We start from the raw sequence: 13,252 nt of genomic DNA on the forward strand, positions 1-13,252 counted from the left end.
ATCGCGGCAATGGAAAAGGCCAGCCCGAGTGATCGGGCTGGCCTTTTTTGGTGGCATTGGCCGGCTATTTTTTCTGCCAGGGCGCACGCAGAATTTCAATCAGCGTGCCATCGGCATCCTTGGCGTAGCCAACGGTCTCGCCCTCTCTGTCGCTTTCAGTAGCGGCGGCCGGCGTCTCTGTGACCCGCTCGCCGGCATCGCTGAGGGCCTGCGCGAAACCTTCTGGCGACATGCTGCGCAGCTCCAGCTTCACCGGGTTGTCGGTGTAATTGCGCGGTGCGCCATGCGTCCAATTCATCAAGACCAGTGCGGAGCCACCCTGGCCTTGCAGGATGTACTCATTGTACTGGAAGGGGATAGGCAAATAGATCAGCTCGCGAAAGCCCAGGTCGTCGACATAAAAATCGCGGGCGGCCTGGAGATCACTTACGCCGATGCCGAAGGCGCCGAAGTAGGATTGCAGCGCATCGGCACTGCCGACAAACTCGATCAGGTTATTATCCAGATCCCGGCCAAAGCCAACCGTCACGCCCAGCCCGGCCTGAAACGCTGGCGGCACGGTAACTCGTCCGCCTGCGGCGAGGATATCCAGCGCGTATTGATCGGGGTCGTTTACATAGAACACCAGTTTGCCGGGATTCTGTTGATAGTTGCGGCTGACGCCGTCGGTAAAGCCCATCAGCACCAACTCTGAGCCACGACCGTCGGCTGAACGCATAACCACCTCTTCGCGGTCCTCACGGCTGCGGCGTGTGACTTCCTGCATGCCCAATCCGGCGCGGTAGAAACCGACGGATGCTTCCAGGTCCTCCACACCGATACCGGCTGCGCCCAATTAGCCGCGGATGCCTTGGCGTATCTCCAGCAGCGTGCCGTCGGCATCGCTGGCGTAACCCAGCAGCGCGCCCTCCAGGTCTGCCTCTTCGGAAGCGGCGGGACCGCGGCTGACATCGCCGCCTGATTCGCTGATGGCTGCAGCAAGGTTATCGGGGTAGGCCACATCCAGCTGCAGCTTTACCGGATTGTCGGTGTAATTGCGCACGCTGCCGTTGGTCCAGTTCATCAGTACCACGGCCGAGCTGCCGGGCACCGGTGAGGTCAGGATGTATTCGTCATATTGCCCTGGAATTTGCAGAAACTGACTTTCCTCAAAGCCGAGCACTTCAACGTAGAAATCCCGGGCAGCGTCCAGGTTGCTGACGCCGATGCCAAAGGCGCCAAAAAACGACTCTGTGGCGGTCGGTTCACCGACGATCTCGATCAGGTTGTTATCCAGGTCGCGGCCGAAGCCGACTACCACATTGCCGACCGAAGGCTGAGCAGCGGGGGGTACCGTGATGCGACCACCGGCGGCGCTGAAGTTGCTCGCGAACTGATTGGGGTCCTTGGCGTAGAACACCAGTTTTCCAGGGTTCTGCTGGAAGTTGCGGCCGATGCCATCGGTGAAGTCCATCAGGATCACCTTGGAGCCACGGGCGTCGGCGGATTCCAGGACCACCTCGGTGCGATTGTCGCGCGTCAGGCGGTCCACCACGCGCATGCCCATACCCTGAGTGTAGAGCGTCACCGCGGCGTCCAGATCGCTCACGCCTATCCCTGCAGCGCTCATGAACGTCAGATTGGCGGGTTCGTTAGCCGGAGGTGGCGGAGGTGGTGTGCTGGCATTGTCGTCAGACCCGCCACCCCCTCCGCCGAGGCAGCCATTGAGCAGAAGAATGAGCAAACCCAGCAGCAAGGTTTTGAGGCAGATGGCAGCCGGCATGGCGTGGTCCTTTGTTTTAATTGTAGAGGCATCAATTTGAATGAACGTTCGTTCATAAATATTAAGATACTCCATCTTTACATGGGCTGCCAGCCAGCATCGCGGTGACGTTGCCACCTCATCAGGCTATGATTCCCGGATTGGTTTCCCGATCACTGGCGCTGGCCTTGCACGCCGGCTGCGCAACTCGACCTCGAAAGGTACCCAGCATGTCCTCGCCGCTATCTGCCGTCTCCCTGGAAATGCGTCTGGCTGGCGTGCCGGACATTGAATGCGTGACCCCCGATCTGAACGGTATACCCCGGGGTAAGGTGATGACCGTGGATGGGTTTTTACAGGGTCGGCGCTTGCAGATGGCACGCGGCGTGTTGCTGCAAGCGGTGATGGGCGGTTACCCGGAAGCGCGCTTTTACGGTAACGAAGACGGCGATCTGGTGCTGCGTGCCGTGCCTGAGCAGGTGCATGTTCTGCCCTGGGCCGAGACGCCCCGCGCATTGGCCATTTGTGACGCGGTGGAGCTGGATGGACAGCTCTCCGGGTTATCGAGCCGCAGCTTGTTGCAGGAGGTGGTTGAGCGTTATGCCGCACGCAACTGGCAACCGATTGTGGCGACCGAACTGGAATTCTTTCTGTTTGAGCCGCATGCCGATGTAAACCAGCCGTTCCAGCCGCCGGTCGGGCTGGACGGGCGCCGCGATGCGGGCAACGCCGCCTTCAGTGTCACCTCCAATAGCGGTCTGCGGCCGTTCTTTGAAGAGCTCAAGGCATGCATGGCGGCGCTGGGTATTCCGCGCGATACTTTCATGCATGAGATGGGTGTCAGCCAGTTCGAGATCAATTTCGTCCATGGGGATCCGCTGCTGATCGCCGACCAGACCTTTATGTTCAAGCACATGCTGCACGAGGTCGCGCTCAAGCACGGCCTGATCGCCGTGTGCATGGCCAAACCGCTGGCGCGGGTGCCGGGCTGCTCGATGCATATTCATCAAAGCGTGGTGGAGAAGGCGCACGGGCGAAATATCTTTACCGACCCGCGTAACGACGAGCCGACCTTCAGCTTTGGGCACTACATCGGCGGGCTGCAACATTGCCTGGGTGATATGACCTTGCTGATGGCGCCGTATATCAATTCCTATCAGCGCTTTTGTCATACTTACGCCTCACCCAACAATCTGTGCTGGTCGCATGACAACCGCAGTGCCGGCTTGCGCGTCCCGGCCAGCGGGCCGATGGACCGGCGCGTCGAGAACCGATTGCCCGGTGCCGATGCCAACCCCTATCTGGCGATCGCGGTCAGCCTGGCCGCCGGGCTTTATGGCATTGAAAACGAGGTCGAACCCACGGCCGTGTCCCAGGGCGAGTTCGATGCGCCGGATGAGTTGACGCTGCCTAGTACTCTGCAGGAAGCTCTGCAGCGCCTGCGCCGCAGCCCGTTGGCCAAAGAGCTGTTCTGCGCTGAATTTATTGATGGTTATATAGCCACCAAAACCTTGGAGCTGGATGACTTCATGAACGAAATAACTCCCTGGGAGCGGCGCTATCTCGGCGCCTTCGTTTAAATAACCGAGCGAATAGCTGTGAGCCGTCAAGGCGGCGGCGAAAAGCGCCCTGGGTACAAATCGACCATGGACGCCAGCGCTGCTATTCCTTAACCTGCAGGCATTCCCTTGGCACGCGCGGAGCAATGATGCAGGACGCTGACGACCTTAATCCTGGCCTGATGATTATTCACGGTAATCGTCTGGAAAGTCTGCGCGAGCTGGTGGTGGATTGGATGCGCGCGCACCCGCTGGCGCCGCTGGAAAATGAAGTCATCCTGGTACAGAGCAACGGCATCGCCCAATGGCTGCAGATGGCGCTGGCGGCCGATGCGCAACACGGCGGTAGTGGCATCGCGGCGGCGCTGGATGTGCAATTGCCGGCGCGGTTTCTCTGGGACAGCTATCGCGGTGTGCTGGGTCGTGAAGCGGTGCCGGAAACCTCGCCGCTGGACAAACAGCCACTCACCTGGCGGCTGATGCGCCTGTTGCCGATGCTGCTGGAACAACCGGCCTTTGCCCCCCTCAAGCGGTTTCTGCAAGACGACGTCGATTGCCGCAAACGCTATCAGCTGGCCGAGCGGCTGGCCGATCTGTTCGATCAGTATCAGGTCTACCGTGCGGACTGGTTGAATGACTGGGCCGAAGGCCGTGATCGCATCGGTTTGGCGCGGCAGGGTCATCAGCCCCTGGGAGCCGAGGAGCTGTGGCAGCCGGCACTCTGGCGCGCGGTGTTGCAGGATGTCGGCGTCGAACGTCTGAGCGATAGCCGTGCCGGTATTCATCCGCGCTTTGTCGAGCATCTGTTGCAGGTTGCAGAACGCCCGCCGGGGTTGCCGCGCCGGGTCATCGTGTTCGGCATTTCCTCGCTGCCGGCGCAGACATTGGAAGCACTGGCGGTGATCGGGCGCTTCAGTCAGGTCCTGCTTGGCGTGCTAAATCCCTGCCAGTATCACTGGGGCGATATCGTCGCCGATCAGGATCTGCTGCGGCATCAATACAAACGCCAGCAGCGCCGCCCCGGAATGCCCGCCACCCTGGATGAGCAGATTGTTCATCAGCACGCGCATCCGTTGCTGGCGGCCTGGGGAAAACAGGGCCGCGACTATATCAACCTGCTGGATCAGCACGACGAGCGCGGCGCTTACGAAGCGCGTTTCGCTTCGATCAACGGTGGCCGCGTCGATCTGTTCGAGGAGCCGGAAGGCGCAACCTTACTGGAACAGTTGCAGCGCGATATTCTGGAGCTCAGCCCGTTGGCGGAAAGCCGTGTGCGTTGGCCGGCGCTGGTGGGCCGTGCGGATGAGTCGATACGCTTTCATATCGCCCATAGCCCCCAGCGCGAAGTAGAAATTCTGCATGACCAGCTCCTGGCCGCCTTCGACGCCGACCCGAGCCTGAAACCACGCGACATCATCGTCATGGTGCCCGACGTGAATACCTACGCACCGCATATTCAGGCGGTGTTCGGACAGCATGCGACTGACGCGGCGCGCTATATCCCCTATACCCTGGCCGATCAGGGGCAGCGCGGTCAGGAGCCGTTATTGATTGCGCTGGAGCACTTGCTGCGCCTGCCAGACAGCCGCTTGCCTGTCAGTGAGATACTCGATCTGCTGGATGTGCCTGCCCTGCGCTCGCGCTTCGGACTGAGCGAAACCGATTTACCGACCCTGCACCGCTGGATCGAGGGCGCCGGCATCCGCTGGGGCCTGGATCAGCGGCGGCGTGAAAGCCTTGGCCTGCCCGCCGGGCTTGACGCCAATAGCTGGCGATTCGGTCTGCGCCGTATGCTGCTCGGTTATGCCTCCGGGCAGGGCAGCGCCTGGGCCGATATCGAGCCCTATGATGAAGTCGGCGGGCTGGACGCCACGCTGATCGGCCCGCTGAGCAGCTTGCTGCAGGCGCTGGACAAATACGAACAACAACTCGCCCAGCCGGCAAGCCCGGCTGTGTGGGGCGAACGTTTACGTGGCTTGCTGGAGGCGTTTTTCAACGCCGAAAGTGATCGTGATCAGTTGCTGCTGGCGCAACTGCAGGAGGGGCTCGCCAACTGGCTGGAGCTTTGTGAGTCGGTGGCGCTGGATGAGCCGCTGCCGCTGAATGTGGTAGCCGAAGCCTGGCTGGAGGGCATCGGTCAGACGCAACTGAGCCAGCGTTTTCTTGCTGGCGCGGTGAACGTCTGCACACTGATGCCGATGCGCGCGATTCCGTTCAAGCGCATCTGCCTGCTGGGCATGAATGATGGCGATTACCCGCGCGCGCAGCCGCCGCTGGATTTTGACCTGATGGGCCGCGATTACCGGCCGGGCGACCGCTCACGGCGTGAGGATGACCGCTACCTGCTGCTGGAGGCGCTGCTCTCGACCCGTGACAGCCTTTACATCAGCTGGGTCGGCAGAAGCATTCGCGACAATAGCGAGCGTCCGCCTTCTGTCTTGATCGGCCAGCTACGTGATCATTTGTCCAGTGGCTGGCGCCGTGAAGATGGGGCCGACCTACTCGAATCCCTGACCACCGATCACCCACTGCAGCCCTTCAGCCGTGCCTATTTTAGCGGCGATGATCCGGCGCTGTTCAGCTATGCCGGGGACTGGCGTGGATTGCACGATCTACCATTACAGCTCCAGGTCGACGCGCCGCTGCCCGCGATGACCCTGGAGACCGCGATCGAGCTACCGGCGTTGCAGCGCTTTCTGCGCAATCCGGTGGAGCATTTCTTTGCCACCCGGTTGAAAGTCTGGCTGCAGGAGCAGGATACGGTCACAGAGGATGATGAGCCTTTTGCGCTGGACGGCCTGCAGCGCCATCAGCTTAGCCAGTGGCTACTCGAGCAGGTGAAGGATCTGGATACCGATGCCGACTGGCACGCTGAACTGACCACGCAGGCAGGGCGCCTGATGCAGCGCGGTAGTCTGCCGCTGGCCGGGTTTGGCGGGCTGACGCGGGATCAATTGATCAGCCCGCTTGAGGATCAGTTAAGCCGTTACCGTGAGCAGTTGCCGGTCTGGCCGCAGGTCATTGAGCACCCACTGCCGCTGTTCGCCAGCGCACCCGGTATCGAGCTGCGCAGTTGGCTTGCCGGCGTGCGTCAGTCAGAACAGAACCATGGCCTGCTGCGCCTGCATCTGGTCACCGGAAGCCTGCTGGATAAAAAAGGCAAGGCGCCGCGCTGGCGCAAACTGCTCAACGACCTCTGCCTGCATGTTCTGGCCTCAGCCAGCGGTCACCTGTTGACCAGCAGGTTGATCAGTGCGGACGCCAGCGTGGAGTTATTGCCGCTCGAGCAGGGGCAGGCGCAACAGATCATGCATGACTGGTTGCTCGGTTGGCTGGAAGGTTTGAAGCGGCCGCTGCCGGTCGCAGCGGAAACGGCCTTTGCCTTGCTGACGGAGAAAAAGCCCGAACAGCAGCTGTTCAAGGCCGCGAGCTGTTACGACGGCTCCAGTTTTTTGACCGGTGAGGTGAGTAAAAGCGTGGCCCTGCAGCGCAGTTATCCGGATTTTGCCAGTCTGCTGGCCAACGAGGAGTTTCAGGGCTGGGCTGAAGCGCTTTACCAGCCGTTGGTTGATGGTCTGGAGGGCGGATGGATCACCATCAGCGCGGCCGGGGAGGGCGAGGCATGAACCACCACCGCAACCCGGATGAGAGCCTGGCTCACTCATTACCCCTGGCGCTGCGCTGCCCGCTACGCGGCAGCCGCTTGATCGAAGCCAGCGCCGGTACCGGCAAAACCTTCACCATCTCCGCACTCTACCTGCGCCTGGTGCTGGGGCATGGCGGCGACGCCGCCTTCGCTCGCGAATTGCTGCCGCCAGAAATTCTGGTAGTGACCTTTACCGAAGCGGCCACCCAGGAGCTGCGCGACCGGATTCGTGCGCGCCTGGTCGATGCGGCCAGGGCCCTGCGTGGCGAGGACGAGAAGCCGGATCCGATCATTGCCGCGCTGCGGGAAGATATCGACCCCGATCTGTGGTCGGCCAGCGCGCGCAAACTGGAGATCGCCGCGCAGTGGATGGATCAGGCCGCCGTGTCGACCATCCACAGCTGGTGCCAGCGCATGCTGCGCGAACATGCCTTCGACAGTGGCAGCCTGTTTGTGCAGACGCTGGAAACCGATCAGCGTGAGTTGCTCGCTGAGGTCGCTCGCGATTACTGGCGCCTGCATTGTTACCACTTGCAGGGCGCAGCACTGGGCTGGGTGGATCACATCTGGCAGCAGCCGGATCTGCTGCTCGGCAAGGCGCGCATTCTGCTTGACCAGGCACCGGCGGACGCGCATGAGCAGAATCTGCAGCAGTTGATTGATGCCGGCCTGCAGCAGGCTGAAGAGCAAATGGCGGCACTGAAAGCACCCTGGCTGGATTGGGTTGACGAGCTGGCCTTGCTGCTGGAGCAGGCCCGCGAGGCCAAGGCCTACAACGGTCAGAAGATGAACAGCCGCAATCTGGGCAACTGGCTGGACAGACTCCGCAGCTGGGCCGGCGACCCGCAGCAGCGGCTATTGGACATAGGCGCTGGGTTTTCCCGGCTGACCCCCGAGGGGCTGGCTGAGGTATGGAAGAACGGCATCCCGCCGGATCATCCGGCGCTGGACGCCATGCGCGATTTGAAGGCGGATCTGCAGCGGATCAAAGGGCCGGAGCAAGCGGCATTGCGCCACGCTGCAGCCTGGATTGCGCAACGCTTCGAAGCGGAGAAGCGCCGCCGTGCGCAGATGGGCTTCGACGATATGCTCACCCGTCTGGATGCCGCCTTGCAGGGGCCCAACGGTGACCGTCTGGCCGAGGTGATCCGTACTCAGTTCCCGGTCGCACTGATCGATGAGTTCCAGGATACCGACCCACTGCAGTACCGGATTTTCGACCGGATCTACCGGGTAGAAGCCAATGATCAGGACACCGCACTGCTGCTGATCGGCGACCCGAAACAGGCGATCTACGCCTTCCGCGGAGCGGACATTTTTACCTATCTGCGTGCGCGCGCCGCCACGCTAGGCCGGCACGAGAGCCTGGACACCAACTTCCGCTCCAGTGCTGCGATGGTCACTTCAGTCAATCACGTGTTTGAACAGGCCGAACAGCAATTTGACCGCGGGGCCTTTCTGTTCCGCCGGGGCGAGCACAACCCGCTGCCGTTTCTGTCGGTCACTGCCCAGGGTCGTGACGCGGTCTGGAGCGTGCGCGGTCAGCCGGCGCCCGCGCTGACCGCCTGGTATTTGCCCAGCGACGAGCCAGTAAGCGGTGATGACTATCGTTGGCAGATGGCCGAGCGTTGCGCCACCGCAATGGTCGAGCTGCTGCAGGCCGGTCAACAGGGTGAGGCCGGCTTTGCCGAGCCGGACAAACCGCTTGAGCCGGTGCGGCCGGCGGATATGGCGGTACTGGTGCGTACTGGGCGCGAAGCCCAGGCGATTCGTCAGGCATTGGCTGAACGTGGCGTGCGTAGCGTTTACCTGTCGGACAAGGATTCGGTGCTCACTACCCTGGAAGCACAGGATCTGTTGCGCTGGTTGCGTGCCTGCGCAGAACCCGGCAATGACCGTTTGCTGCGCGCGGCCTTGGCCGCCCCCACTCTGAACCTGAGTTGGGCGGAACTGGAACAGTTGAATGAAGATGAGCGTCTGTGGGAGCGGCGGGTCGATGAGTTTCGCGATTACCGCAGGCTATGGCAGCGCCAGGGCGTGCTGCCGATGTTGCATCGGCTGCTGCATCAATTCCAGTTGCCTGCGCGGCTGCTCGCCCAGCGTGATGGCGAGCGGCGGCTAACCAATCTGCTGCACCTGGCGGAGTTGCTGCAAAGTGCCGCGCGGGAACTGGATGGCGAGCAGGCGCTTATTCGTCACCTCGGCGAACTGATTCGCCAGGCCGGCAGCGGTAGCGCAGAAGAGCAGGTGTTGCGGCTGGAAAGCGATGCGGAACTGGTCAAGGTCGTGACCATCCACAAATCCAAAGGCCTGGAATATCCCTTGGTGTTTCTGCCTTTTATCAGCCATAGCCGACCGGTGAAAAAAGGCGAGCCGGTGCGCGTGTATGACGGCCAGCGCTCGCAGTTGCATCTGGACCCCAATGACGAGGTACTGGCGCAGGCTGACCGGGAGCGGCTCGGCGAAGACCTGCGGCTGCTGTACGTGGCGCTCACCCGGGCCCGGCATGCCTGCTGGCTAGGCCTGGTAGATTTGAAATCCGGCAATAGCAAACAGTCGGTCCTGCATCACAGTGCCATCGCCTGGCTGCTGGCTGGCGGGCAGCCACTCGCTTCATCCCCGGCGCTGCTCTCCTGGCTTGAGGCTTGGAGTCACGTGGACGGCTGCATCGCTGTGCAACCCGCGCCCGAGCCACTTGAGCAGGTCTACCAGCCGCAACAGGATGCAGTCCTGAGTCTACGTGAACGCGTGCCATCACACGCGCGTTTCGAATCCTGGTGGATTGGTTCCTACAGTGCGCTGACGGTGAGCAGTGAAGCGCCGCTGGCGGCTGAAACCGCGCTGGCGGAGAAGATTACCGATGATGACCGCAAGGCGCGTTTTATCGCCCTGCGGCCCGGTGAAACGCCGACCATTCATCGCTTCCCGCGCGGGCCGCAGCCAGGCACCTTTATCCATGGTTTGCTCGAGCTCGCGGGCAACGAGGGCTTCGCCAGTCTGAGCGAGCCGCAGCAGTGTCTGAGTTGGCTGGTGCCGCGCTGCCAACGGCGGGGCTGGGGCGAGTGGAGTCAGTGCCTGAGTGACTGGCTGGTGCAACTTCTGACGCGTCCGGGATTGGTCCCCGGCAGCTCTCTGGCGCTCGCCGATTTGCAACCGGGCCAGTACCAAAGTGAACTGGAATTTTTATTCAGCGCCAGCCGCGTGGATGTGCAGCAGATCGACCAACTGGTCTGCGCCGCAACCCTTGACCAGCAGCCGCGGCCGGCCTTGCAGCGTGATCAGCTCAATGGTCTGTTCAAGGGCTTTATCGATCTGGTATTCGAACATGATGGCCGCTATTACGTGGTCGATTACAAGTCCAACTGGCTGGGCCAGGGGTCAACGGATTACACCGAGGCGGGGATGCAGCGCATGATCCTGGAGCATCGCTATGATCTGCAGTACGTCCTCTATCTGCTGGCGCTGCACCGCCAGCTGCGCGCGCGCCTGCCGGATTACGACTACGATCAGCACATTGGCGGCGCACTCTATTGGTTTGTGCGCGGCGTAGAGGCAGATAACGGCGGGCTCTGGCTCGACCGGCCGCCACGTACGCTGATTGAGGCGCTCGACCGGCTGTTTGCCGGTGAGCCTCAGGAGACTAGCCATGCAGGGTGATCAATTGGATCTGCTCGCCGGACCCGGCCTCGCAGTGGAATTGCATGACAGCCAGCGTCTGCTGGCGCTGCTTGACCAGTGGCAGGCCAATGGCTGGTTGCGCACCCTGGACCGTGCGCTCGCAGGTTTTCTCTATGAACAGGTGCCCGACTGTCCGGCCAGCGTATTACTGGCTGCGGCGCTGGTCAGTCACCAATTGGGGCATGGCCATGTGTGTCTGGATCTGCAGGCAACCCTGGCCGAGCCGGACTTTGCCTTGTCACTGCCGCCCGAAGGCGAAGCCATAGAGGCGGCTTTGCTGCCGTCGCAATTACTCGCGGGTTGGCGCGTAACGGACTGGCAGCAACAACTGGTGGCAAGCGCAGTGGTCGACAGCGAGCGGCCCGAACACGGCAGCCGGCCTTTGGTGCTGGTAGGGCGGCGTCTGTATCTGCGCCGCTATTGGCAGTATGAACGCCAGGTGGTTGATAGCTTATTGCAGCGCCTTGGTCAGCCGCTGGCCGTGCCGGCCGATTTGCCGGCGCGCTTGCAAGCGCTGTTTGCCGGCAGCCAGCAGAACCCGGATTGGCAGCGGCTGGCTTGCGCACTGGCAGCGCGTGGTCGTTTCAGCATCATTACTGGTGGGCCCGGTACCGGCAAGACCACTACCGTAGTGCGTCTGCTGGCGCTGCTGCAGACCCCGGCAGTGGCAGTCGGCCAACCATTGCGCATCCGTCTGGCGGCGCCTACGGGCAAGGCAGCTGCGCGTCTGACCGAATCCATTGGCAAACAGGTCGGTGCGCTGCCGGTGGATGCCAGCGTGAGTGAGGCTATCCCCAAGGAAGTCACTACCTTGCATCGTTTGCTAGGCAGCCTGCCGGACAGCCGCCACTTCCGCCATCATGCGGGCAATCCGCTGGCGCTGGATGTGCTGGTAGTGGATGAGGCATCGATGATCGATCTGGAAATGATGGCCTGCGTACTGGCCGCGCTGCCGCCCGGTGCACGGCTGGTGCTGCTTGGCGACAAGGATCAACTGGCATCGGTCGAGGCCGGCGCCGTGCTCGGTGATCTCTGCCGGTACGCGGATGGCGGCTGGTATAGCGAAGAAACCCGCGCCTGGCTGGAGCAGGTCAGTGGTCAGTCACTGACAGCTGCCGGTTTGCAAATAGGTGAGCAGGTTACGCATCCGTTGGCGCAGCAGACTGCCATGTTGCGCTACTCCCACCGCTTCGGCAGCCACAGCGGCATCGGCGAACTCGCTCGGGCGGTTAACCGCTGTGATAGCGCCGGGGCAAGGCGATTACTGGTAAGCGGCGGCTTCAGCGATATTCACCGGCAACGGTTGAGTGCACCTGGCGATCCAGCGTTCGCCACCCTGGTGCTGGGTGGTAACGAGGGTCTGCCGGGATACGCTGGCTACTTGCAGGTGTTGCAGGATACTCGTCCGGGACAGGGCGTCAGCGGCGCAGATCCGGTCTGGGAAGGCTGGGCGCGCAAGGTGCTGCACGCGTTTGATCGCTTCCAGCTATTGTGCGCAGTGCGTCGTGGCGACTGGGGTGTGGAGGCAGTCAATCAACGAGTGGCGGCGTTGTTGCAACGTCGCGGTCTGCTGCGCAGTGATCAGGGCTGGTACGAAGGCCGCCCGGTGCTGGTCACCCGCAATGATTATGCGCTGGGCCTGATGAACGGGGATATCGGTATCGCCCTGCGTATTCGCGAGCCGGCTTTGCAGCCCGGCGAGCCAGAAAAGGAAGCGCTGCGCGTGGCATTCCCGCGTAACGATGGCAGCGGCGGTATTCGGTTTGTATTACCCAGTCGCTTACCGGAAGTCGAATCGGTGTTTGCGATGACGGTGCACAAATCCCAGGGCTCCGAGTTCGAACACGTGGCTCTGGTGCTGCCGGAGGCGGGTAATCCGGTGCTGACCAAAGAACTGGTGTACACCGCGATCACCCGCGCCAGCGCGCATTTCAGCTTGGTGGAAAGCCGCGACGGGGTATTCGAGCAGGCAGTACAGACCCCGGTAAGGCGGATCAGCGGCCTGGCGTTCTGATCAGTCAGCGGCGCGTCTGACCGCCTGAATCAGCGCCTGAAACAACAGGCGCTGGCGGCGGTAAAACAACAGGAATTCCGGGTGCCATTGCACGCCAAGCAGGAACGGCTTGCGCGGATCTTCCACTGCCTGAACGATACCGTCCAGATCGCGGCCGCTGACGATCAGCCCTTCGCCAACCTTGTCTATCGCCTGGTTGTGCAGGCTGTTGATCCGGCAGTTATCGGACATCAACAGTCGCCATAGGCGGCTGCTCGGCTCAATGTTGAGCGTTTTCAGCGGCAGTATGGTCCAGCGGTTGGAGGTCATCTTGCGGTGTGATTTCAGTTCCTGGAACAGGTTGCCTCCACGCCGTGCGTTGAGTAGCTGCGCACCGCGGCATATGCCCAGCAGCGGCAGATTACGGGCCAGCGCGTCGTCGATCACTGCCAATTCCAGAGCATCGCGTTCAGCGTCGTACTTTGGATGAACTTCAGGTTCGGCGGCATAGATCACCGGGTCTATGTCATGCCCACCGGTCACCACCACGGCATCATAGTGTAGTTGGCTCAAGTCATCGCCGGGCCTGACCTGTAAGGCATGAGCGCCGTACCAGCGCAGCGCACAGCCGACCA

7 protein-coding genes are annotated in these 13,252 nt (G+C 62.0%); 4 read left to right on the plus strand and 3 right to left on the minus strand.

Annotated features, from left to right (window positions below; genetic code table 11):
- Window positions 1-64: 64 nt before the first annotated feature.
- Entirely contained in the window at window positions 65-835 is a 771-nt protein-coding gene (locus tag DT594_RS16990) for a VOC family protein (RefSeq protein WP_149334126.1), read from the minus strand.
- A complete protein-coding gene (locus DT594_RS16995) occupies window positions 836-1,762 on the minus strand; it encodes a VOC family protein (protein ID WP_149334127.1) in 927 nt (308 codons plus the stop codon).
- 209 nt (window positions 1,763-1,971) lie between these two features.
- Here DT594_RS16995 and DT594_RS17000 point away from each other — a divergent pair, with 209 nt between their 5' ends.
- The 4 genes from DT594_RS17000 to recD all read left to right on the plus strand — a co-directional run bounded on the left by DT594_RS17000 (window position 1,972) and on the right by recD (window position 12,638).
- A complete protein-coding gene (locus DT594_RS17000) occupies window positions 1,972-3,321 on the plus strand; it encodes a glutamine synthetase family protein (protein ID WP_149334129.1) in 1,350 nt (449 codons plus the stop codon).
- A gap of 128 nt (window positions 3,322-3,449) precedes the next feature.
- Window positions 3,450-6,926, plus strand: a complete 3,477-nt coding sequence (gene recC, locus DT594_RS17005) for an exodeoxyribonuclease V subunit gamma (protein WP_149334131.1) — start codon at window positions 3,450-3,452, stop codon at window positions 6,924-6,926.
- A complete protein-coding gene (recB, locus tag DT594_RS17010) occupies window positions 6,923-10,603 on the plus strand; it encodes an exodeoxyribonuclease V subunit beta (RefSeq protein WP_149334133.1) in 3,681 nt (1,226 codons plus the stop codon). Before recC ends, recB begins: the two co-directional genes overlap by 4 nt.
- Entirely contained in the window at window positions 10,593-12,638 is a 2,046-nt protein-coding gene (gene recD / locus DT594_RS17015) for an exodeoxyribonuclease V subunit alpha (protein ID WP_149334135.1), read from the plus strand. Before recB ends, recD begins: the two co-directional genes overlap by 11 nt.
- Here the strand turns inward: recD and DT594_RS17020 are convergent, their stop codons facing one another.
- Window positions 12,639-13,190, minus strand: coding sequence for a gamma-glutamyl-gamma-aminobutyrate hydrolase family protein (locus DT594_RS17020; RefSeq protein ID WP_218574549.1), 552 nt, complete (start codon window positions 13,188-13,190; stop codon window positions 12,639-12,641).
- Window positions 13,191-13,252 lie beyond the last annotated feature (62 nt).

This window comes from Halopseudomonas laoshanensis (assembly GCF_008365385.1).
GTDB lineage: Bacteria > Pseudomonadota > Gammaproteobacteria > Pseudomonadales > Pseudomonadaceae > Halopseudomonas > Halopseudomonas laoshanensis.

What these genes read in the sequence shown, in the direction of transcription:
- DT594_RS17000 (WP_149334129.1), top strand. Translation starts at nt 1,972, where the DNA reads ATGTCCTCGCCGCTATCTGCCGTCTCCCTGGAAATGCGTCTGGCTGGC.
- DT594_RS16995 (WP_149334127.1), bottom strand. Translation starts at nt 1,762, where the DNA reads ATGCCGGCTGCCATCTGCCTCAAAACCTTGCTGCTGGGTTTGCTCATT.
- recD (WP_149334135.1), top strand. Translation starts at nt 10,593, where the DNA reads ATGCAGGGTGATCAATTGGATCTGCTCGCCGGACCCGGCCTCGCAGTG.
- recB (WP_149334133.1), top strand. Translation starts at nt 6,923, where the DNA reads ATGAACCACCACCGCAACCCGGATGAGAGCCTGGCTCACTCATTACCC.
- recC (WP_149334131.1), top strand. Translation starts at nt 3,450, where the DNA reads ATGCAGGACGCTGACGACCTTAATCCTGGCCTGATGATTATTCACGGT.